Annotated in this window: 20 protein-coding genes; 5 read left to right on the plus strand and 15 right to left on the minus strand. The window is 54.7% G+C overall.

Annotated elements, in window-relative coordinates; all coding sequences use genetic code 11:
* Positions 1-58: 58 nt before the first annotated feature.
* The gene (locus ACZ5Q2_RS13530; RefSeq protein ID WP_064230361.1) at positions 59-1561 is read right to left on the minus strand and encodes an amidase; all 1503 of its coding nucleotides are present in this window, start codon (positions 1559-1561) and stop codon (positions 59-61) included.
* Positions 1562-1783: 222 nt separating this feature from the next.
* On the opposite strand from ACZ5Q2_RS13530, the gene ACZ5Q2_RS13535 reads away from it, so the two are divergent.
* Positions 1784-2461, plus strand: coding sequence for a GntR family transcriptional regulator (locus ACZ5Q2_RS13535; RefSeq protein WP_296625682.1), 678 nt, complete (start codon positions 1784-1786; stop codon positions 2459-2461).
* A gap of 20 nt (positions 2462-2481) precedes the next feature.
* Here the strand turns inward: ACZ5Q2_RS13535 and ACZ5Q2_RS13540 are convergent, their stop codons facing one another.
* Positions 2482-3750: an allantoate amidohydrolase gene (locus ACZ5Q2_RS13540; protein WP_064230362.1), complete on the minus strand. Its 1269-nt coding sequence runs from the start codon at positions 3748-3750 to the stop codon at positions 2482-2484.
* 25 nt (positions 3751-3775) lie between these two features.
* Positions 3776-4534 carry an aspartate/glutamate racemase family protein gene (locus ACZ5Q2_RS13545; RefSeq protein ID WP_064230363.1) on the minus strand — a complete coding sequence of 253 codons (759 nt, stop codon included), beginning with the start codon at positions 4532-4534 and terminating at the stop codon, positions 3776-3778.
* Positions 4535-5077: 543 nt separating this feature from the next.
* Between ACZ5Q2_RS13545 and ACZ5Q2_RS13550 the strand changes: the two genes are divergently transcribed.
* The 4 genes from ACZ5Q2_RS13550 (at position 5078) to ACZ5Q2_RS13565 (ending at position 9623) form a co-directional block, all read left to right on the plus strand.
* A complete protein-coding gene (locus tag ACZ5Q2_RS13550) occupies positions 5078-6139 on the plus strand; it encodes an ABC transporter substrate-binding protein (RefSeq protein ID WP_201257905.1) in 1062 nt (353 codons plus the stop codon).
* Positions 6140-6264: 125 nt separating this feature from the next.
* Entirely contained in the window at positions 6265-7074 is an 810-nt protein-coding gene (locus tag ACZ5Q2_RS13555; RefSeq protein WP_064230365.1) for an ABC transporter ATP-binding protein, read from the plus strand.
* 26 nt (positions 7075-7100) lie between these two features.
* Positions 7101-8003 (plus strand): ABC transporter permease, encoded by a 903-nt coding sequence (locus tag ACZ5Q2_RS13560; RefSeq protein WP_064230366.1) that lies wholly within the window; start codon positions 7101-7103, stop codon positions 8001-8003.
* Between the two features lie 81 nt (positions 8004-8084).
* Positions 8085-9623, plus strand: coding sequence for an amidohydrolase family protein (locus ACZ5Q2_RS13565; RefSeq protein WP_064230367.1), 1539 nt, complete (start codon positions 8085-8087; stop codon positions 9621-9623).
* Positions 9624-9683: 60 nt separating this feature from the next.
* Here the strand turns inward: ACZ5Q2_RS13565 and ACZ5Q2_RS13570 are convergent, their stop codons facing one another.
* The 12 genes from ACZ5Q2_RS13570 to ACZ5Q2_RS13625 form a co-directional block, all read right to left on the minus strand.
* Complete coding sequence (locus tag ACZ5Q2_RS13570) at positions 9684-11201, minus strand: amidohydrolase family protein (RefSeq protein ID WP_064230368.1); 1518 nt, start codon at positions 11199-11201, stop codon at positions 9684-9686.
* Positions 11202-11234: 33 nt separating this feature from the next.
* The gene (locus tag ACZ5Q2_RS13575) at positions 11235-12041 is read right to left on the minus strand and encodes an ABC transporter permease (RefSeq protein ID WP_432209972.1); all 807 of its coding nucleotides are present in this window, start codon (positions 12039-12041) and stop codon (positions 11235-11237) included.
* Positions 12042-12126: 85 nt separating this feature from the next.
* The gene (locus tag ACZ5Q2_RS13580) at positions 12127-13026 is read right to left on the minus strand and encodes an ABC transporter permease (protein WP_432209971.1); all 900 of its coding nucleotides are present in this window, start codon (positions 13024-13026) and stop codon (positions 12127-12129) included.
* Positions 13027-13154: 128 nt separating this feature from the next.
* Positions 13155-14789 (minus strand): ABC transporter substrate-binding protein, encoded by a 1635-nt coding sequence (locus ACZ5Q2_RS13585; RefSeq protein ID WP_064230371.1) that lies wholly within the window; start codon positions 14787-14789, stop codon positions 13155-13157.
* A complete protein-coding gene (locus ACZ5Q2_RS13590; RefSeq protein ID WP_064230372.1) occupies positions 14771-15814 on the minus strand; it encodes an ATP-binding cassette domain-containing protein in 1044 nt (347 codons plus the stop codon). The genes ACZ5Q2_RS13585 and ACZ5Q2_RS13590 overlap by 19 nt, the downstream gene beginning before the upstream one ends.
* Positions 15811-16842 carry an ABC transporter ATP-binding protein gene (locus tag ACZ5Q2_RS13595; RefSeq protein WP_064230373.1) on the minus strand — a complete coding sequence of 344 codons (1032 nt, stop codon included), beginning with the start codon at positions 16840-16842 and terminating at the stop codon, positions 15811-15813. Before ACZ5Q2_RS13595 ends, ACZ5Q2_RS13590 begins: the two co-directional genes overlap by 4 nt.
* Before the next feature lie 255 nt (positions 16843-17097).
* Complete coding sequence (locus ACZ5Q2_RS13600) at positions 17098-18486, minus strand: amidase (RefSeq protein WP_082905210.1); 1389 nt, start codon at positions 18484-18486, stop codon at positions 17098-17100.
* Positions 18487-18492: 6 nt separating this feature from the next.
* A complete protein-coding gene (locus tag ACZ5Q2_RS13605; RefSeq protein WP_201257907.1) occupies positions 18493-19227 on the minus strand; it encodes an aspartate/glutamate racemase family protein in 735 nt (244 codons plus the stop codon).
* A gap of 24 nt (positions 19228-19251) precedes the next feature.
* Entirely contained in the window at positions 19252-19761 is a 510-nt protein-coding gene (locus tag ACZ5Q2_RS13610; protein ID WP_082905211.1) for a nucleoside deaminase, read from the minus strand.
* 136 nt (positions 19762-19897) lie between these two features.
* Positions 19898-20860, minus strand: a complete 963-nt coding sequence (gene puuE / locus ACZ5Q2_RS13615; protein ID WP_064230504.1) for an allantoinase PuuE — start codon at positions 20858-20860, stop codon at positions 19898-19900.
* 818 nt (positions 20861-21678) lie between these two features.
* The gene (locus ACZ5Q2_RS13620; RefSeq protein WP_342632485.1) at positions 21679-22503 is read right to left on the minus strand and encodes a MipA/OmpV family protein; all 825 of its coding nucleotides are present in this window, start codon (positions 22501-22503) and stop codon (positions 21679-21681) included.
* 151 nt (positions 22504-22654) lie between these two features.
* Positions 22655-23194 (minus strand): porin family protein, encoded by a 540-nt coding sequence (locus tag ACZ5Q2_RS13625; RefSeq protein WP_342632484.1) that lies wholly within the window; start codon positions 23192-23194, stop codon positions 22655-22657.
* Positions 23195-23278 lie beyond the last annotated feature (84 nt).

Genomic DNA, 23278 nt, shown 5'->3' on the forward strand with positions numbered 1-23278 from the left:
ACTGGCTCTAAAACCGTGTTGGAAGACGGGGTCAGCATTCCGAGGCGTATGTTTGGGTTCATCGATCCTGCTCAAGTAGATTGGAGTGCATTAAAGGGGCTTTGAAGGCATGGCTCAGTATCTGTTCGATCTTGGCACCGAGCTGTAACACTCTTAGGTCAGCGTAACGCGGACCAGCGATCTGCAAAGCCACTGGCAAACCTTGTGCGCCGAACCCGCAAGGAATCGACACAGCAGGCACATCACAAAGATTGAACAGTGGCGTGAAAACCGCGTGGGTTCGCGGACCCGCTTTCCGGCCGCCAATGGTGCTGGGTGCAAGGGCGTTGCAAGACCAAGGTTCGACCGGAACCGTGGGACACAGAAGTAAATCGTAGCGCTCGAAAAAAGCGGTCATCTGCTCGCGAGCGCGATGGCGGCGGAAGGTCATGTCGGTCAGCTCCGCCGCTGTTATCTCACACCCGTTCTCAATCTGGCTTGCGATGACAGGGTCAAACTGACTGGGATCTGTATGCCACTGTGTACCAAACAGTTGCGCCAGTTCTGCGTGCTGGCGAACCGCGTATGGGTAATGAATGACGTCGTCGCTCCAATGCGGGCTGGCATCTTCAATCGTCAATCCAGCTTGGCGCAGCTGGTCGATCGCCCGATGCATTTCTTCGGCCACATCCTGATCGACCGCCAGGTCGCAACCCAGGTCTGGAGACCAGGCTATGCGCAGGCCCTGGTTCAGAGTAGAAGTCACGGCGCCGACAAAAGCAGACGGTGCGGTCATCTCTCTTGGCAGGGGGTGCGACAGCGGATCCCGCACATCGTAGCCGGCAAGTACATCCATCATGAGCGCACAATCGCGCATATTCCTGCTAAGGGTACCGATCGACCCCATGTCCCGGCACGGCTCATCAAAGCCCCAGGGATTGGGAATCAGACCAGAGGTGCATTTGAATCCGACCAATCCGGTATGGGCTGCGGGCCGCCGCACTGAGCCTCCGGCGTCTGTACCCAGTGCAATAGGGCTGAAGCCGGCAGCAACCGATGCCGCCGCGCCGCCGGAGGAACCACCCGGGGTTCGGTCTAGCAGCCACGGATTGCGCGTGATTCCATGGAGCGGATTGGTGGTAATACCTTTGCAAGCGAACTCAGAGCAATTGGTGATACCAATACATATAGCGCCAGCTGCTTTCAGTCGAGCCGTACTCCATGAATCTCTTGGGGCGATAAAATCAGCGAAGAGTTTTGATCCGTAGGTGGCCGGGCGCGACTTAACCCACAGATTGTCCTTGACCGTAAACGGAACCCCGAGGAGAGGCCGGTCACTGCCGGCCGCCGCTAGACGATCTGCTTGTTTGGCCTGGGCAATCGCACCATCGGAATCAATGTCCACCATTGCGCCAAGCTGAGAATCGATAGTGGACATTCTCTTTAACAGATACTCGACCAGTTCGACTGCACGAAGCGCTCCGGAGCGAACCCTGCGAGATATTTCGTGCGCGGAGAGTGTGTGCCATTCCTGCGAAGACACGTCCAAGGCCTGCCCTTTTCCATGACCGGAAAGATCCATTCAGACCGTCTCCCCGTTTAATGGTGAGAACAGTGCCTGCTGAAAAGGCGACAATAAGATTTGCGCGATCTGCCTCGTTTTTGTATAAGATGCGCGACAAAACTGTAGATGATTTTTAATTGCACTCAGAGTGAGAGAAGCTTGAGCAAGCCAAGGAAAACAAAGGCCGTCGCAACTGGAAGCGCTTCGAAACAAAGTCAGGTGGCTCCGGCATCCCAGACATTGGGATCCAAACGATTGCTGACCAGTGAGCAGTGCTATCAGAGAATTCGACAGGCGATTCTGGAGCATCGCCTGACGCCGGGTACCCGGCTTGTGGAGGAGCGACTGGTTGCTCTGTCTGGCATCAGCCGAACCAAGATTCGGCCGGTGCTCGCGCGATTGGCCCACGAAAAATTGGTCGAGCTGATACCGAACAGAGGCGCATTCATCGCCAGCCCGTCGGTAGAAGAGGCCCGCGAGGTGTTTTTCACACGTCACCTTATTGAGCCAGCGGTCGTGACCATGTTGTGCGAAAACGCCAACAGCCGTGACATCAGCAAACTCAAGCGCCATGTCGCCAGAGAAGCACAGGCACGCCGTGAAAACGACCGCGTGGCCATCATCCGTTTGTCCGGAGAGTTTCACGTTCTTTTGGCGGAACTGGCTGGAAATACCATACTGGTTCGCATGATGCACGATTTGACAGCGCAAACCTGTCTCGTGATTACACTGTATGATCGCCCGAACACTCCGGCCTGCCAGCATCATCATCACGGCGATATCATCGAGGCAATCGAGGCCAGGGATGCAGAACTGGCAAAGCAGCGCCTGATCGCTCACCTGAGAGAAGTGGAGAGCACGCTGCGCCTGGAAATTGACGACGAACAGGAAGTCGATCTGTCGGACATTTTCGCATGAACACCGTTTGCCAGCCCCGCTCATACGGGCTCCGTCGCTGAAAAGTTCTCGACAAAGTCTGCAAACACCTGAGAGGCAAGAGCGGCATCTTCAGCCGACATGGTCTCGCCAGGATTGTGGCTGATACCGCCGTTGCCGCAACGCACGAACAGCATTGCCATTGGCGCAATGTCAGCGATAATCATTCCGTCATGACCTGCGCCTGAAGGGAGTCTTCGCGGAGTACAGCCATGTCGCTCCATGGACTCCTCCAAGCTCTGTTGCAACCAGCTGGCGCATGCGACACTGGCAGCTTCGTAGGTTTTCTCGAGGCTCTTGCGGATCCCGCGGCGGGTGCAGATACTGTCAATTTCAGCCTGAATGTCGTCGACTGCCGACCTGCGAATCGAGTCCTCACCAGCCCTGATATCGATCGACATCACCGCATGACCCGGAATGACGTTCCCGGCACCGTTGGGCACATTGAACTGCCCTACGGTACCTACCAATCCTGGCGACTCATTGCAGCGTTTTTCAATGTAAAGCGCGATCTCGGCACCGGCCATCACCGTATCATTCCGGGAGGCCATCGGAACCGTCCCGGCATGTCCGGCCACGCCTTGCAGCTCCAGCATGAAACGGCTTGAACCAGAAATTGCAGTGACAACACCAAGCCCTCGGTTTTCTTCCAACAAAACCGGGCCCTGCTCAATGTGAACCTCGAGGTAAGCGGCAATATCGCCCTTTGACATCGCTGCGGCGTCGAGCTGTGTCGGGTCCAGGCCCGCACTGATCATCGCTTCGCGCATTGTGACGCCCTGATCATCCACATTTTCCAGTACGCTCTTGTCAAAGCTGCCCGCAATGGCCCGGCTGCCGAGAAGCGGCGCCTTGAAACGAACGCCTTCCTCTTCGCAAAACGCGACGACTTCGATCGGAAACGGGAAGCGCTTGCCCTGACGATTCCATTCAGCGACGCAGGCGATGGGTAACAGAATGCCCAAGGGGCCATCGTACTTCCCGCCATCGCGAACAGTATCGAAGTGCGAGCCCGTCATAAGGATGGCACTGCCCGGGTCGGTGCCCTCATAGCGCCCAATCACATTACCGACAGCGTCTTCCCGTACCGCCATGCCTGCTTCGCTCATCCATGACGCAATCTGACTCGCGGCACCCCGGTGGGCCGCCGTCATATAGGTGCGCGTCATTTCGCCTTCCTGCTCGGTGTGCGAAGCCAGCGTTTCGATACGGGTCATTATTTCATGGCCCAGCACGCTGTAATTGCGAGTATCCCTATCAGTTTTCGTCATAGTTGCCTTCTTTATGGTGGCGCCATCAGGATTGCTGACCAGCTGGATGTGAAAACAGATCGGCCAGGACCGGATCAATATGATCCAGTCTCGCGGGTGCCGGGGTGGCGTAACTGCCGGCCTGGGGCTTGGGAAAATTCAGTCTCACCAACGACTCCAACATCCCCACACCACATGCAATCCCGTCAATCACAGGGACAGGGATGTCAGGTTGAATCTGTCTATGCAGTCCAACCAACGCTGCGCCGGCCAGTACCAGCGAGTCGCAGCGCTCCTCACTCACCAATGCCTGCGAAGCGTTTCGAATCAGCTCCAGAGAACTGTCAGGATCTGCATAGAGGGCAGCAGCAGAGGAGCCGACCACGCGCATACCAGCCAGGCGCGGCTCAAACCCACAGCCAACGATGCGTTCGCGGTAAAAAGCGGCGTTCCGCGCACCCGGCAACACGACACCAAAGCGTGACCCAACCATCGTTGCGACATGACATGCCGCCTCTGTCATGCCAACAACCGGCACCGACAATAGTTCTCTTAGCGCGGCCACAGCGGTGTCGTATGAAATGCCCACCAACACTGCGTCATAGGGCTCTTTGACGGCCGCGATTGCCTCCAGCATTGCGTGGGCCGCGACTACTTCTGCCGAGCGACTGGCAATAACCTCAGCGCCACGTGTGCACTTTGCAGCGAAAACGACGGTGTCTGGCGCCGCGTTACGCTGGGCTTCAGCAAGCAGCGCCTGGGTAATGCTCTCGCTGGTATTACCGTTTATGAGAAGAACACGCATAAAAAAGTATCCGCCAGTGTTGGCCAAGTTTTTATGAGCAACAGACAGCAATTTAGGTGCCAGCATTATTTTGTATACAATTTTAATCTCGAAATGCGTCGAACCGACGGACTTTGCTCAGAGATTAGAGGCATCGGGGTAGGACGTTACGGCCCAGAGAATTGAAAAGCGCTCCATAAGTGCACGCTCCGCCTAAAACTTGCCTCCATACGGTGCAGAATTCTCGTCTTTTATTTTCTGAAGATGATTCATAATTGCGTACAATCCAATTATCTATTGAGCGCAATTATACAGTTCAAAGGCCTTCAACACTGGAATCCGCTTTGCCAATGCTAACCGGACAGACGTCTGCAGAACGCTTTTGGCAGTCGCTGGCACAGAGCTTGCTGATCTGGAAACCATCGGTCGCACTTGAGTACTCCGATTGCGGAAGAACCCATTCTGTGTTCGTGAGAGATGTTGACCGTCCCCCTTAAAGCCCAGCGCTTTTTTCATTGTTTTAAACGGTTGGAGTTCTCTATGTGTGAAAGGAATGGAAATTACATGCAGGACGTCGAAGAATTAATTTCGAAGTCGCGTCGTAACTTTTTAAAAGGAAGCGCTGCAGCGGGCGCTGCGGCACTGTTGCCAATGGGGCTTGCCTCTGCGCTCAACCCGACGGCGGCCTGGGCTTCAGACGCCACAGTTGTCAAAGCAACCCATGGCACCGGGTTTTGTAACCTTGGGCTGTTCCTGGTTAAGGAACGCAATCTGGCCAAAGGCGACGGGGTAGAACTCGATTTCGTCGTGACACCTTCTAACGCGGACATTGTGACGCTGTTTGGTGCAGGCCTGGTCGACATGTCAATGATTCCTTACTCGCAGTTCATCACCCTGTATGACGCAGGCGCACCGGTGAAGATCGTCGCTGGAGGCGGCGTTGAGGGATGCATGATCATCGTCAAGGAAGGCATCAAGAGTGCGGATGATCTGAGAGGCAAGACACTGGGAACCTTCCAGGCCGACACTCTGGAAGTACTTCCGTACGATTACCTCAAGCAGAACGGCATGAACTTCAAGGATGTTGAGGTTCGTCATTTTAATACCTCCCCTGAAATGGCTCAGGCGTTTATAAGCGGCGCGATTGATTCGATGTGCCACATTGAGCCCTATGCGTCCCAGTCACTCGCCTCGCGCGAAGGCGCTACCGTGCTGTCAGACGGCATTGATCTTTACGGTGAAGGCTACTCGGATTGCGTCCTGGCGGTACGGAAGCCACTGCTGGAGAAAAATCCAGACGCGATCAAAGCCACCATCAAGGCCATGCTCCTGGCACAAAGTCAGGCGGAGTCCGACCCTGAGGCTGCACTACAAGACACTGTCGGCAAGTACTACAAAACGTCGATGGAAGCTTCGCGCAAAGCCAGTAACAAGCAACCAGTCAAGATTGACCAGCGAAACCAGACGAGTTTCATTCTGGATCGCAGCCAGTCCCTGAAGGAGCTGGGCTACATCAAGAAGTTGCCTGGCAGAGATGCGATCGACTGGAGTCTGCTTGAGCAGGTCATCGCTGAGAACCAGGAGCTCTATAACAGCTTGAAACTGAAGTCAGCTGGTATTGCCTGATCGCCAGGCGACTGGGTCGGCCAGGCGTAATGCGGCGCCAGCGGTAACCGTTGGTGCTGTGTTATGCAGACCGTCTTTTGGGTAATAACGCGCGAATCAAACAGACATAGATCAGGGATATTTTTATGGCCGTACCCGCCGTTTCTTGCAAGAAGGTTTCGAAGGTCTGGAAGCCCGACGGGCCCGCGCCTGTTGTGGCGATAGATGAATTGTCCTTTGAGGTTGCCCGCGGTGAATTTGTTGTTTTGCTGGGGCCTTCAGGCTGCGGAAAAAGCACATTGCTCTACATGATTGCGGGCCTTGAATCGACGACTTCGGGAACGATTGAATGCGACAAATTGCCAGTGGAAGGCCCGAGTTCCGATCGAGGAATGATTTTTCAGGAAGCATCACTCTTTCCGTGGCTGACCCTTGCTGACAATGTGACTTTCGGTCTCGGCCTGCGTGGCGAGGGACCTGACACCCGGCGAAAAATCGCCAGTAAAATCATGAAGAAAGTCGGCCTCGGCGATGTGCTCGATAAGCGTCCTGATGAACTCTCTGGCGGTATGCGGCAGCGAGTTGCGGTGGCCCGTGCGCTTGCTATGCAGCCGAAGGTTCTAATGATGGATGAGCCATTTGCCGCCCTGGACGTTCAGACAAGAGCCAAGATGCAGAACTTCCTGCTTCAGATCTGGCGTGATAGCTCGGCCTCCATCCTTCTCGTGACCCACTCGATTGATGAGGCCATCTCATTGGCCGATCGCATCATCGTATTCACGTCACGCCCCGGCCGTGTCAAGAAAGACATCAGGGTTGATATTGAAAGACCTCGCAGTACGCGCGATCCCGCTTTTCACGCCTTGCAGGATGAGCTATCCGAACTGTTGGCGGATGAGGTTGATCGCTCCTTTGCTGACCAGCAGCGAAGTGTCATTGGCAGCCACTCTTCGTGAGTCGGCCAAAAAACAACGAGGCTACTGTGAAAAGCACGAACGAACTTACCGCCAACGTCTCCGACGTAACACCCAAACCCAAAAAAGTGGCGACGGGTCTGTCCGGCAAAACGAAGTATCGATTGGAAACCGCATTCTGGTGGATTCTGTCGATTAGCATTTTTGTGGGTATCTGGGAATTATGCTGGTACGTCGGCTGGGCAGACCCTTTGCTGATGCCGCCGCCGCATATTTTCTTGTCAGATCTACCAGAAACATTCAAGTTTTTTGATCGTGGCAACATCATTGGCAGTGATCAGACCGGTGCCAGTTTACTCGGTGTCTTATCGGTGCTTCTCTGGACGACGATGCGGGTCGTCGCTGGGCTCGGAATCGGCTTCTTGCTCGGCGTGGCTACCGGGCTGCTCAGTCGCTATAACCGATTATTCGGTAATTTGTCTCTGCCATTAGTCACCTTGTTGGCGCCAATCTCTCCGGTTGCCTGGCTGCCCGTTGCCATCTTCCTGTTCGGAATCGGCAACACGCCTGCGATTTTTATGGTTTTCGTTGCCGTGTATTTCATTATCACACTGGCAACGTTGAACCAGATTGATAACGTGCCGGTCAGCTATATTCACGTCGCCCGGATCATGGGTGCCACCAGACGACAAATCTATACCCGTGTCATCCTGCCATCCATCCTGCCCGGCCTGTTTATGACTCTACGCCTGAACCTGTTCGCCGCATGGATGGTGGTGCTCATCGCCGAGGCTGTCGGTGTCGGCAGCGGACTTGGGCAGATCGTGATGTTGGCGCGCAATACGTTCAACTCATCTCTGGTCTTCTTCAGCATGACTCTGATTGGCCTGCTTGGATTCATGTTGGACCAGTTGCTGCGCATCGTGCAGAAGCGACTGCTGTGGTGGCTGGATCAGGAAGGGCAGAAGTAAGCATGAGGGCCGTCTATGCGAAACAAACACGGCCACAAACTTTTATAGATTTGCATCTCCATCGTTCAGGAACAAAGACCCATGACAGAATCAATCTTCAAGGCAAAATGGATCGTCCGCGGTGCCATTGATCGTGAAAACGCCGACATACTGAAAAACGGCGCGCTCTTCCAGCGTGACGGTGTCATCGTCGACATTGGTCCGCTCGCAGACATCGAAGCAAAATACCCGAATGTCGATGTCATTGGATCGGACGACCAGATCATTCTGCCGGGTTTCGTTAACGCTCATCATCACGTCGGAATGACACCTCTGCAACTTGGCTCACCCGATCACCCTCTTGAATTATGGTTTGCCAGCCGAATGTCAGCCCGCGATCTCGATCGTTATCTGGATACTTTATATTCGTCTTTTGAAATGATCGCATCTGGCATTACCACGGTTCAGCATATTCATGGCTGGATGCAGGGCCCGCTGGAGAGGATTAACAATAACGCGTCGCAAGTACTTCAGGCGTATCGCGACGTTGGTATGCGCGCCTCCTATTGTTACGCCGTGCGTGAGCAGAATCGCCTCGTCTACGAAGCCGACGAAGCGTTTGTTGCTCGGCTTCCCTCTGACTTGCAAGCGCCGATTGCTGCACACCTGAAAAGCCAGGCGATCCCTTTTGAAGACAATCTGTCTCTGTACGACAACCTTGTTGCGGAAAACGAGGGCCAGTCACGGACCCGGATTCAGCTGGCGCCGGCTAACCTGCACTGGTGTACTGACCATGGTTTGACTGAGCTTGAAAAACGTTCTCTTAGAGACAACGCGCCGATGCATATGCACCTTCTGGAAACGGCTTATCAAAAAGAATACGCACGTCGTCGTACGGGTACCACTGCGGTCAAGCACCTGGAGAAACTTGGCATTCTCAGTTCACGCCTGACGCTGGGGCATGGCGTCTGGCTCACAGAGGAAGATATAGAGATTGCAGCAAGCCACGGTACCTGCATTTGCCACAACTGCAGTTCCAACTTCCGTTTGCGTAGTGGCGTCGCACCGCTCAACGTTTTCGAGAAGCACGGTATGACGGTCGGTATCGGACTGGATGAGGCCGGGATCAACGATGACCGCGACATGCTCCAGGAAATGCGCCTGGTTCTACGCGCGCACCGTGTTCCAGGGATGGACGACGTCGTGCCGACTGGACCGCAGGTATTGCGCATGGCATCCGAACACGGTGCGATGACAACCCCCTTCGGTAAAGACATTGGCCGCCTGGATGTGGGTCGTATGGCGGACCTGGTTATGATCAATCATCGCAAGGCCTTGTGGCCATATCAGGACGATCAGATCCCCATCCTCGATTCGATTATGCAACGCGCCAAGACAGAGTCGGTCGACAAGACCGTGGTTGGCGGCGAGGTCATTTATGAAAATGGTCGATTCACCCGTGTTGATCGCGATCAGGTTCTCAACGAAATCGCTGAGCGTCTGTCGAAACCCCGCACGGCGGACGAGGAAAAACGAATCCACTTGGCCAAAGCCGTTTTCCCCCATGTGAAGAAGTTCTATGACGGTTATCTGGATGGCCAAAAGCGCGAGCCTTTTTACTCGCCCTCTTCCAGCATCTGAACAGCAATGCCGACTTCATTGGCCCATGAGGTCGGCACATTCACTAAAGACGTGGAGCGGTCACGGCGTCATCGGCCCCGCCCAGCGGTTCATTCCAACGTCTTTCTGGCTGGTCTTAAGGTACATTTCACGATAATAGGGCGCGAGACGATCCGCCGATTCGGTCATCAGGTCCAACTGGGCAGATAGCCGATCCGTGTACCCGCGCACCTTCTTTCGAAGAGCGGCCTCGTCCACCGTCAGAACTTCGCCGTCTTCGACCACTATGCGACCGTCGACGATCGTCATTTTCAAAGACCCGCCATTTTCGCAGAAGACAAGCGCACGCTTGAGATTGTGCAAGGGCGTGAACGGAAGAGTATCCAGATCAACCAGCAGCATATCAGCCCGGTAACCTTCCTTGAGCATGCCTACGCGATTCTGAAGCCCCATGGTACGAGCGCCTCCCCGGGTCAGCATGTCGAGGATCTCATTTTCATGAGGCCAGTTCTGGTATTCGGCATCAGCGATTTTATGGACCAGCCCTGCGGTTTTGCCGACCGTCCAGAGGTTGCAGCCGTCATCAACGGGGACTTCATCGATGCCCAGACCAATATTGATCCCGGCGTTCTTCAATCGACGGAATGGCATGACGCCGCTACCAATTTTCAGATTCGAAATAGGATTATGGATCACCGAACACCCGGACTCCGCCATGGCTTTGATATCTGCGTCGTCAACCCAGACGGAATGAATCACCACTGCCCTGTCCGTTAGCACGCCCTGATCCTTCACGTACTGAATAAAGGACTTTCCATGCATTTCCTCACCCAGAACACGCTGTAATTTGGTTTCGAGAATATGCATCTTGTACGGAATATTATGTTTTTCGCTCAGGTCGTTGAGCGCACGGAGACAATCGGGCGTCACACGCTGAGGCGCGGAACAGGACACAGAACACCGGATGCGGCCGTTCGCCGTGTCATGCCAATGCTCGATAAAGCGCTCGTAGTAACCGATAAGCTCGTCAGTTGTGAGCAGCGGCACCTCTTCCATCTCCGTGCGGATATCGTCCGGCAGGAGATCGTATAGGAAGGGGTACTTTTCATATTCCCGGACATTCACCTGACAAAGCGTCACCGACGCACGAATACCGGCATCGGTGTAGGCATTCATCACTGCGTTTACTTCTTCATCCGTCGGCACGGGGACAAAGAAACAATCATCGTGGTTTGTGGTGACGCCCTGCTTCAGAAGCTCGACGGCACCCAGCATGGTACGTGTATAGGCGAACTCACGATCCACCGTTTGACGCTGAAGCGGCGGCACCTCATAAAGCATGTAAAGCTCCAGAGGCGCATCCACAAGGGCCCCCTTGAGAAAATTCACGGGTGAGTGGAAATGCGCATTAATCAGTCCCGGCATGACCAGCTTGCCTTCACCGTCAACAACTCTGGCGCTACCGGTTTCAATGCCCGCCGCAACATCCGGCCCCATCTTCTTGATCACACCATCAGCAATCAGAACGTCGGCACGCTCATACTCGGTGTCGTGTTCGTCCATCGTGAGGACTCGGGCATTACGGATAATGATATCCATGGTTTCTGTTTACCTTTTCCGGCTTTGATACGGTTATTTCCGGCTGGCCAGTGCCAGCCGGGTTTTAGGATCGAGGGCATCCCTGAGGGTGTCACCCAGAAGATTGAAGGCGATCACCACCGTCATGATCAGTATTCCTGGTAAAAGCGAGATGTGGGCCGCGTTGAAAAGATATTGCCGGCCGTCGCTGGTGATAATGCCCCATTCGGCGGTTGGCGCCTGAACACCCAGCCCCAGGAAGCTCAGCCCAGCCGCGGTGATGATGATGTTGCCAACGATCGTTGTGCTGTAAACAATTGACGCGGCAACCACATTGGGGAGCATTTCCACGAAAAGTATCTTGGGCGTGGGTGTCGCCGCCGCGATCGCCGCTTCGATATAACTGCTATTTCTTTCCTGCTGTGCCGCTACGTAGACAACACGGGTGTTGTAAGGCAGCAGTACAATCGTCAGTGCAATGATCATATTGACCATGCCTGGCCCCATAAACGCCGCCAGCATGATGGCCAATAGAACCATCGGAAAGGCAAAAAGCACATCCATGACCCGCATGATGATCGAACCCAGCCGGTCGTTCCAGGCAGCCACCAGGCCCAGGGGTATTGCAAATAGCGCACTGAGCACCACCGGCGTGATACCGGCAAATAACGTGGTTCGGCCGCCCCAGATAAGGCGGGAGAGCATATCCCGCCCCTGGTGGTCGAGGCCAAGAATATGGTCTGGCGTACCCAGCCCCTGCAACCGAAGTCTTGGAAAGCTGACGGTGGGGTCAAACGGTGCGAGCCAGGGTGCGAATATCGCCGCCACTATCACAAAGGCGAGAATCAGTGCACCGCTCATCGCGTACCGATCCGCAAGAATGCCTCGCCAGATGAAAAAGAAGCTCGAGCGTGGCTTTACTGCCCGACGGGGCGTCGCAATGGTTTCAGCGTTCGGATGCATCAAGAGCCCTCACAATAAAGTCCGCAAGAAAGTTGCTGATAACGAAGGTCAGAGCAATAACCAGTGAGCAACCCTGGATCATCGGAACGTCTCTTTGCAGAATCGCGTTATAGAGCTGCAGGCCGATACCGGGCCAGTTGAAAATAATCTCGCTGAATATGGCACTACCAAACAGATAACCGACCTGAAGGCCGCTGATATTAACGAAGGAAGGCAAGGCATTGCGCACCATGTGGACATAGTTCAGGCGCCTGCGCCGAATCCCTCTGGACCTCAGAGCCATCATGTAAGTTTTATTGGTGACATCGATCATCGCTGATCGTGAAACCCGGGTGACAATCGCAATCGACGACGCCGCCGTTGCGATGGCGGGCAAGGTCGCATGATGCACAAGTTCCCAGAACCCGCCGGGATCGTAGAAATTTTGCATCCCGGACGTTGGAAACAGAGGAAATTTCACACTGAACAGGTAAAGCAGCAGAATGCCCAGCCAGAAAGTAGGCGCAGAAGCCAGCAGAAGCGTACCGAAGATGGTCAGCCGGTCACCGATACTGCGAAAATGGGTAGCAGAGAACACCGCCAACAAAAAGCTCACAGTGATTACAAGAAATAGGCTGAACCCCATCAAAATAAACGAGTTGACGATCTTTTCCCCCAGTAATGAGGCAACCTCAACGCGCTGGGATATCGAGTACCCGAGATCAAACTGCAACAGATCCCACAGCCAGATACCGTACTGGACCAGCAATGGACGATTAAGCCCGAGTTCTTCCCGCAATGCCTGGACGGCTGTGTCCGACGCCTGCTGACCTAAAACGGTACGGGCAACATCACCTGGGACCAGGTAAACCGAAATAAAGACCACAAAGCTGACCCCCAGCATCACGGGAATCATTTGCAGTAAGCGCATGACAACAAACCGGGGCATGACAGAAACTCCAGCTATGCCAGGTTGCAGGCCCTGATCATCGAGCCTGGCAACCTGGCGATCTCTTACGTCAGATGAGGGCCTTAGTTTTTGACCAGGCCGGTGTAGTCATGCCAATGCTGGGGTGCGAGTACGAACCCTGAAACATTCGGCCTCATCGCATAGATGGCAATCGGGGTGTAGTAAGGAATGAACGCCATATCGTCAGCAATCGTTTGCTGCAGAGTGGCCAGATGGCCAAGCATCTCGCTTTCAGTTTTTGAAGACCTGGCATCCGCGAGCAACTTGTCAATCTCCGGGTTTTCGTAATAGCCGGCGTTAAAACCGTTTGGCGGGATTGCCGCGGTTGCAATCACCTGGTCTAGCCAGAAGAAACTGGTCTCGCCCCAGGACACTGACATGAAGCCGGTTCCCTCGCGAATGCCCCCACCAAGCATGTCCCAGTAGGTGCCGTTATCGAATGACTCGATAGATGCGTCAATGCCGATTTTGGCCAGGTCGCGCTGGATCCACTCGGCATCACCGACCGTGTTTACATCGCCACCCCCGCCCATGGTCCAGTCCAGGCGAGTCTCAAAACCGTCGGGGTAACCTGCCTCTGCCAACAGTGTCTTGGCAGCTTCAGGATCGTATTCACAGTCCTTGAAATCAGGGTCGTAACCCGGGCCGCCGTAATTCAGGATACCCGTGGCAGGTCGTGCGTAGCCGTTACGGTGAAACTCGGCCATGCCTTCACGATCCAGCGCCATACAGACAGCACGTCGGACTCTGACATCCTGCAAAGGCTCTTCTTTGAAGTTGACCCACATCATGTAAATCGTGGAGATCGGGCTGCTGACAATGTCCAGCCCGGCGGCTTTAAGCTGTTCGATCGAGTCGGGAGAGGGAGACGAGATCATGTCCACTTCGCCACTGCGCAACGCCAGTTCTCTGGTCGCTACTTCGGAAATAGGCCGGAACATCAACCGCTCAATGGTTGGGGTACGGCTTTCGTCCCAGTAATCCGGGTTGCGTTTTAAAACAGTCAACTCGCCAATAGAGCGACTGGCAAACTGATAAGGGCCGGTGCCAACAGGATTGGTCTCGACGCTATCGTTGCCGTTCTCACGAATAGAGGTCGGGCTGATGAATCGGGGGGTACCCGAACCACCCATGGCCAGGCGCCGGAGAAACTCAATGTTCGGAGTTTCGAGCTTGATCTCGAACGTGTAATCGTCAACGACCCGATAGCTTTCAAGGTCCTGCCACATCCAGCGCATCAGTCCGCTGGCAATCGACTGGTAGTACTCAAATTCAGGGTCCAGCATTCGATCCAAGTTGAATTTCACCGCGTCGGCATTGAAGTCCGTACCGTCGTGAAACTTCACGCCTTTGCGCAGGTTGAAGGTATAGGTGAGTCCGTCGTCCGAGATATCCCAGGATTCCGCCAAAGCCGGAACCAGAGGCGGTTGTTCAACATCATCCCGAGTCAGATCCTCGGCCACGAAGCCCTCGAACACATGCATGATCACGCGAAACGTGTTCCATGTGGTCGAGGCATGAGGATCCATTCTGGATAAGTTGGCTTCGATCGCGATCGCCACGGTATCCTGGGGAGTCGCCTGAGCATTTGCCTTTTCTGGCATGACCGCCAAACCGCCTGCGGAAATGGCAATCGCCAGAGCGCTTGCCGGCCCGATCGCCGCTTGCTTCAATCTACTCATGACTTGCTTTTGCATGGTATTGCTCCTTCGTACTTTGCGTTTAAGTCAGACGGGCGGAAGCCTGTCTCCTCAGCGTACAAATGACAGGCCACACTCCGGCTCCCATCAATCGACTTCAGTAAAGGCGTCTTGTCCCGGCAATGGGGCAGGCGGTGCGCGCAGGTGCCTTGATAAACACAGCCACCTCCGTCGCTGCGCTCCTCTTCGACGTCCTCTATGGCGGCGGCAGCATCCAGCCAGCGCTCATCGCCGTCCATTGTTAAAATCGTGTCCAGAAAATTCCGTGTGAAAGGGTGGGCCGGTAATTTATGGATATCGTTACTCAACCCGGACTCCAGAATTTGTCCCCGATACATGACCAGCGTGCGGTCGCACATGTAGCGAACAATTCCCAGGTCGTGAGAGACGAAGAGATAAGCGATATCCAGCTTGCCCTGGATCTCCCTGAGCAGATTAAGAATCTGTGCCTGAACCGAAACATCCAGAGCTGAAACCGGCTCATCGAGAATCAGCAGGCGTGGTTCAGGGGCCAGCGCGCGGGCAATCGCAATCCGCTGACACTGGCCTCCGCTGAATTCGTGGGGGTACCGCGACGTTGCCGAGGGATCCAGGCCAACGAGTTCCATCAGGCTCTCGGCTTTGGCAAGCGCTGCCCGCTTGGGCATCCCGAAGTTAAGCAAGGGTCTGGCGATACTTTCTCCCACGGTGCGGCGGGGATTGAGCGAGTGCAGCGGGTCCTGGAACACCACCTGAATGTCGCGCCTGAAAAGGCGCATTCGATCCCTGGAAACCTCAGTCAGTAGTTCTCCGTCAAACCAGACTTCACCCTGATCGGGCTCAATCAACCTTGCGATGATCCTCGCCAATGTCGACTTGCCTGAACCAGAGCCACCCACCAGCCCAACGGTTTCCCCGGGGAACAGGTCAAAACTCACACCATCCACTGCCTTGGTGCTGGCGACGACTCTTCTTCGGATCAGTCCACTGGTTGTGGTGTAACTGCGGTGTATATCCCGAACCGAGAGCAAAGGACGAGTCATGCGTCCCCCTTCTCTGGACCCACCAGATGGCAACGGACGGCTCTGGTTTCGGAAAGGGTTTCGAGTTCAGGCAGCTCATTCCGACACCGATCCACAACATGGTCACAGCGATCCGCGAAGCGACAGCCCTTCGGCGGGTCAACCAGGTTCGGCGGAGTTCCCGGGATCTGATAGAGCGACTCATCGTCTCTGACATTATCAGGAACTGACCGAATGAGAGCCTGTGTATACGGGTGCTGGGGGCTCGCCAGAACCTCCTCGACGTCACCCTCTTCCTGCACATGCCCGGCATACATCACAACGACGCGATGGGCGATGGCTCTAACAACGCCGAAATCGTGGGTAATCAGGAGAATGGGTAAACGATGTTCCTGGTTCAATTGGCGTAGAAGAAACAGAACTTTTGCCTGAATACCCACATCAAGCGCGGTCGTCGGCTCGTCGGCAATCAACAACGAGGGGTGGCAGGCGAAGGTTATGGCCAGAGAGACACGCTGGCACATGCCACCGCTCAACTGATGCGGGTAAGACGCCGCAATCCGCTGCCAATCGTTAAACCCGACCTGGCGCAATCCCTGCTCGATGTATCGCAGGCGCTCCGCTTTCTTCATCTCCGGACGGTGCAAGGACAGCGTTTCGAGAAAGGCCTCCTCAATCGTGAATGAAGGATCAAGGCTGCCACGGGGGTTCTGGAACAGCATCGCAGCCGATGTGCCGCGAATTGACTCGAGGTCATGCTCCGACATCGCCAGAATATCCTGGCCGTTGAGCGACACTGAACCCGAGACGAAGCGACCGGGCGGTGTACTGATGAGCTTGAGAGCCGCCAACGCCGTCACACTCTTACCCGAGCCTGACTCTCCGACCAGAGCGACGATCTCACCGTCGCGAACAGACAGGCTCACGTTGTCGACGGCGCGCAGGGGCCCTGCAGGCGTATCAAACCAGATTCTGAGTTCCGAGATATCGAGCCCACCAGCGCGGGGACTGACATTCTGAGAAATTTGTGGGGCAAGCTCGTTAGACATATCGCGACCACAACGTCGGTTGATGTGGAAGGCACGCCAACCTTGATTAGCCGTTGAGGCTTTTCATGCGCTATGTGTCAGGTAATTCATTGTTCGGGCCAACATCGCCATCTTAATTAGTTTTCAAACACTTAAGATAAATCCGCCCGCCATTGACCAAATCTACCCGAACGGAGTTCGCCTCAAACAAGAGCACAGGCGCTCCAAAAACGAGCGGTAAAAGCAGACACGGGCAGCGGTGTAAAAAGCAGCGAATCAGCCAGGCAGAGGCAGGAAGGTGTAGTCGTTCAACCGTTCGAGGTGTTTTGCAATCGTCAGTACCCGCTGATCGGCAAACCTGGGCGCGATGATTTGTAGCCCAACCGGTAAGCCCTTATTGTCGGTACCACAGGGGACGGAGCAGGCAGGCGCGAACACCTGATTAATCATCCATGAGAAGGCGGCGTGATCCCGGGCATTGGCCTTTTTCCCATCGATGATCGAAGGCCAGGCCTCTGAAAGAGGCCAGGCGGTTACCGGCGCGGTCGGGCACAGGAGAACGTCGATCGACTCAAAACACGCGATAAAATGAACATGAAGCTCTTTTCTGAAACGCAGGGCGTTGGCCACATCAACGCCGGTAAGCTCCAAACCCTCTCGAATCTGATCCGCCACGTCAGGGTCAAACTGCGCTTTATTTTGCTGGTATTGAGCGCCGTACATGGCCGCCAGTGCCGACTTCTCCAGTGCGCCAATGCGCGACTCACTGGTCGATTTCGGCCAACGGGGAGTCATCGTAAGAACGGACAGCCCATCGTCACGCAGGCGGTCGACCGCTGCCGACACTGACCGGGCCACATCCGGTTCTATCAGGGCAGCTAACCCAAGATCCGGGCTGAAGCCTAAGCGCAAGGGCCGCGACGATCCGCTGTTTACGCTGCCGGCACTACCGGGATCCATACGCCCGCCTTCGCCAATAATGCCCATCACAAGATCTATGTCGCCCACCGTCCGGGCAAAAACGCCAATAGTGCTGTTGCCGAAATCCGGCCCCTCGAAACCGGGCCCCTCCGGAACCGTGCCACAAGAAGGCATGAAGCCAAGTATGCCGGTATGGGATGCCGGGCGACGGATCGACCCCCCAGCATCGGTACCAAGTGAAAGAGGACACAGCCTGGCAGCGACCGCAGACGCAGATCCGCCGGAAGACCCCCCCGGAGTACGCTCCAGATCCCAGGGATTCCTGGTGGGCCCGTACAGTTCGTTGGTCGTGACGCCACGGCATGCAAACTCTGGCGAATTCGCCATCCCCAGTATGATTGCGCCCGCTGTTCTCAGGCGTGCTACAGCCGCGGAATCTTCCGGTGCAATAAACCCTTCAAAAAGCCGTGAGCCCTGGGTGATCGGCCAACCCTTAACCCATAGATTGTCTTTGATCGCGATGGGCACGCCAGCCAGCGGGAGCGCTTCCCCTTGGTTAATTCGTTTCTGGATCGCCTGCGACTGACGATGGATGTCGTCTCGGCTCCAGTAAATAAGGGCATTGATATCCGGGTTGCGCAATTCCAGATTCTGAAGGAAAGCATCCGCCACTGAACGCACAGTAACGGCCCCTCTCTGCACCCGGCCGGCCAAATCAGCTGCACTGAGATCAGTCAGATTCACGTTTTTCTAGTCCGCCGCTGTACCAAATGAGGATAGGGTGCCGTGATAGGCCTTGCTGACCGGAGCTGCGTATCCGCCGAGTTTTGCAGTGGCAATCCCAAGGTCAATCAGTGTACCGACCAGCCCGGCAGCGCCGGTTATTCCGTCAACAACCGGCATGCCGAACTTTTCACTCAGCCTGCGTGTCATCGAGACCATGCCCGCACAGCCGAGCACGACGGCTTCGGCTCCGAGTGCTTTGGCCCGTACCATTTGCTCTTCGATGCGCTTTTCTGCTTCACCATCATCCGATTCGAGTGCCAACACGGGAATATCGGTCGCGAGAACCCCCGCGCAGCGACGGCTTAACCCATAACGTTCAAGATTGTGTTGAATGATGGGTACAGAACGGCTAAGGGTGGTGATGACGGCGAAACGGTGGGACACCAGCGAAGCGATATGAAACGCGGCCTCTCCCATACCGACCACCGGCGCATTGACCAGGCATCGAGCGGCGTCCAGCCCCGTGTCGTCGAAACACGCAATGATGTATCCGTCGGCATCCGGGTTTGCCATCAGCGTTTCCATTAAGCCGACACTTGCAACGGCACCATCGTAATGCCCCTCAATGCTCTCTGGCCCACTCGCAACAGTGATAGCCTCTATGTGTAGCCGGTCGCCCACCACCAGCTTCGCCGCATCGGCACAGGCATCCGTCATGCTTCGGGTTGTATTCGGATTAATCAGGCAGATTCGTTTCAACGCATTGCCTCCTCAGACGATTGTTTAAGGGGCGAGACCCAGTTTTTTCTGCATGTCGTCAGACCATTCGAAATAGACCTCGGCACATGCTGTTGCGCTGTGCTGGCTATAGGGAATCGATCGTTGATCCACAGGTACACTCGCCTCTACCCTCAGAGCTTCTACACCGATATCTGCATAAGGCGTGTCCGCAAGGCATTGGTAGGCCTCAAGCGCATCGTTATGAGTCGCTCCGTAAAAAACATGACGAACGCCGGCCAAGCGAATCGCGACCGTGCACATGGGGCAGGGCTCTCCGATCGCATACAGGTCACAATCATTCAGAGCGGTGGTCGCCAATCGGCGACAGGCATCCCGGATTGCCTCTATTTCGCCATGCGCGGTGGGATCGTGATGGACCAGTTCGTGATTCAGCCCTTCCCCTACAATTTCCCCGTTCTTGACCAGGATGGCGCCAAACGGCTGGGTGCCCGGCTGATCAATAGCCTTGCGGCTAAGGCCGATCACATAATCCATAAACCTTGATTCGTACATAAAGCTCAACCCCGCACTCGCGTTCGTTGACTAATGAATCCGCCCCACTCCATATGCCGGTTCACATACTTACCGAGCAGGCGCCTGAATTGCCCCGTTTCTACACACCATGCCTCTGGGATTCGAAACGCAGAGTTCATCGTGATGGCATCTGTGGCTTGAACGGGTGATGCTCTTTCCAGTGATGGGCGATATCAATCCGCCGTGTGATCCATACCCGGTCGTGCTTTTCTATATAATCCAGGAATCGCTGCAACGCTCGGAAACGTCCAGGGCGCCCAACAAGCCGGCAATGCAAGCCAATCGACATCATTGCGGGCTTATCTTTACCCTCGGCATACAAGACGTCGAACGCATCCTTCAGGTACTCAAAAAAGTGACTACCGGTATTGAACCCCTGGGCAGTCGCAAAGCGCATATCGTTCGTATCCAGTGTGTAGGGAATGACCAGATGGCCTTTCGACCGAGCCTCTGCGGTTTTCGTCTCAACCCAGAACGGCAGGTCGTCCCCGTAATAATCGCTGTCGTACTCGAAACCGCCTTCCTCTACGACAAACTGTCGGGTCTGCGGGCTGTCCCTGCCGGTGTACCATCCGCTGGGATGACAACCGGTGAGTTCAGTATGGATCTTTACCGCTTCAAGAAGGTGGGCGCGCTCTTCGGCTTCACTCACCGCTTGGTAAGAGAGCCAGCGCAAACCGTGGCAGGCGATTTCATGCCCCTGTTCCCGGAAGGCAGCCACCACGTCAGGATTACGCTGAAGGGCCATGGCTACTCCGAAAACAGTCAGGGGCAAGTCCCGGCGCTCGAATTCTTTGAGAATGCGCCAGACCCCCACCCGCGATCCGTATTCGTAGAGCGACTCCATGCTCATGTGTCGGTCTGGAAAAGACTCAGCGCCGATGATGTCTGACAAAAACGTTTCCGAGCCGTCGTCCCCATGAAGCACCGACCGTTCAGCACCTTCTTCGTAGTTCAACACAAATTGCACGGCGATGCGGGCTTTGCCGGGCCATCTTGCCTCTGGAATTGACGGGCCATAACCCTTCAGATCTCTGGGGTAAATCACAAGGAAGTGCGCCTTTTGCAAACGGATCATGAAATTGCGAATTGGCGACTCGCAATCATCTAACCCGGACTCCAAGCAAAAACCTAGCCAAACCTCCTGAATGCCCTTTTTTTCAGGGAAGAGCTGGCACCTTCTGCATTCTTCGGAACCTAAAAACCAAAAATCAGCGCACCGAAATCGAGCATATGAATGCAAAACGAATAGATTACAGAGCAACCCAAAGGTTAATGGTCTGTTCATCGCAGTTCGCGCTCGACTTGGCACGATCAGCGATCAGAAGCTCACCTTGCCGGGTAAGAACAGAGTCCCCGGCATGCCACGTGCCGCCCCCCCTTGCCGACCGTCAGTAACGAATGTACTCACCGTGGACGGGTCAATTACGTATTTGGCAGGAGCCATCACAATCGGAAAACGTCAACCATGCTAAGGTGTTAAAGCTGGGCCATCTAAGGAATGTCGCCCATGAATGTGGATCTCCAGAGGCAGCTCAACCGGCTCGCTCAAAAACAGGTTCAGGCGCAGACGTCCTGAGGAAATTGTTTGCGTTTGTTACGATTTTTCGGACTGATTAGGCTCGGTAGGAACGTTCGCTTCTGTTTAAAACCGGACAGCAGCAAACGTAAGAACATAGCACGAGCAGGTTCACGAAAACCCCAGGAAATGCTTCAAATGAAGCCATTGATCAACCAAGAATGGAGTTATCGACTCTAATGTACTGTTTATCTGGGATTTTTTGGGGCAGCAACAAATCCATGAACAAGAACACCGCGCATAAGTTAAATACGGTATGAACCCCCATCACGCTTTTATCGGAGACACACAATCGTTTACGTCCCCCTCAGCCAAAACTAGAAAACATAAATGAAGCCAACACCAATCTCCGCCTCGTAGTTGTTGCGCGTGATCGGGCTGTCTGAAACCTCACTCCCAAAAGCTTCGTAAAGAGCCTCACCGAAGATCTGCCAGTTCTTGTGTAAGTAATTACGGTAGCTAACATTGAACCCTGTTGATCTGTACCCGCTATCAACATCGGTTGCCGGAAGGCCTGAATCTATGGACTGTTGTGTGGTCACACCAAAGTCACGGTTGGCAAGCTTGCCATCGTGGAACGTAACCACTGCACCCACTTCCCAGCCAGTGCCGTTGGGCTTGCAGGCCAGGCAGGTTCCTGCCCCGAAAATTCCCAGTGTGCCGACCTCACCTGTTAAGACACGGCCATCCAGAAAGTACCGCCAGTCTTCCGTAAGCGCATGGCGCACTTCCAACAGCACTGTGACTCCGGAACGTGAATCACCTAAACCGTCCAGTCTGCCATCGTCTGAGTCACTTTCTTCACGGCCTTCCTCGTAGCCGATGGATGATTGAAACAACCAGGTATCCTTTACCAATGTCCGCCAGCCAATTGCTTCACCTGCCCAGAAAAACAGGTGATCGCCGGTCCGGTACTGAACACCACCCGCTGGGTCGACCTCAAATTCAAATTCGTCGGACCCCTCGTAGGCAGTCTCATACTCAACGCCCAACCCAAGCCCAAATCCCCAACCATCGCCATTTGTAAAATCGTCGATGGAAGGAAGTGGAGCGAGCGCGGTTCTCGCCTCCGTTGCATTTACTGATCCAAAACAGGAAAGAGCGCCAACAAATGTGACGATTTGCAGGGGGGATTTTTTCATCGTTTCTCACCTATCAAGGAGATGGTGATATTACGACTTAAACATTATTCTGGATTACTGGTTCTGGTCCAACTTACCACTCTATCAAAGCCACGAAACCCGCTCGCGCTTTTAGCGCCAGCGGGTTTCGTTTCAGGTCTTTGTTCTGGAATCAGAAGTTCATCTGAACACCAAGACCAATACCATCAACCGTTACGTTGCTATCATCGTAGTAACGCATGTACTCCAGGTTTCCTGACAGATTCTGTGCAAACTTGAAATTCACACCCGCACCGTAGGAAAAGTCAGAGTCGTCATCGCTCTGGGGACCAATTTCGGCCTCGATTCTGGTGAAACCAACCACGGCATACGGAGTTACCGGGCTTTGGTTTGCCATGTTAATGGTGGCGTATCCGCCAAAGAAGTTATCAAGTTTGGCTTTCTGACCGAACACGCGGTCATCATCCACCCCAAAACCGGCGCGGGCCTCTATGCCCAGAAATTCGTTGGCCATAACGCCCACTTTACCAGACAGGGTGCCAACATCAGCGCTGGCGAAGCCGTCAAAATCCACATCCATAAAGGTGTAGTTCAAGCCAGCGTACAAACTGCCCACGCCAGACTTATACATATCCTGCGCAGATGCAGCCCCTGTCATAGCAATGCCTGCAGACGCAACCGATGCGAGTAAAAGGTTCTTTTTTACGTTCATAGCCGGTTCTCCTTGTTCCTTTTGGGGAGCTGAGTAGCGCTCCTTTTTACAACTTGCACCACAGAGACGCTGTTTGCCATAGCC

It is taken from the genome of Marinobacter alkaliphilus (assembly GCF_055394375.1).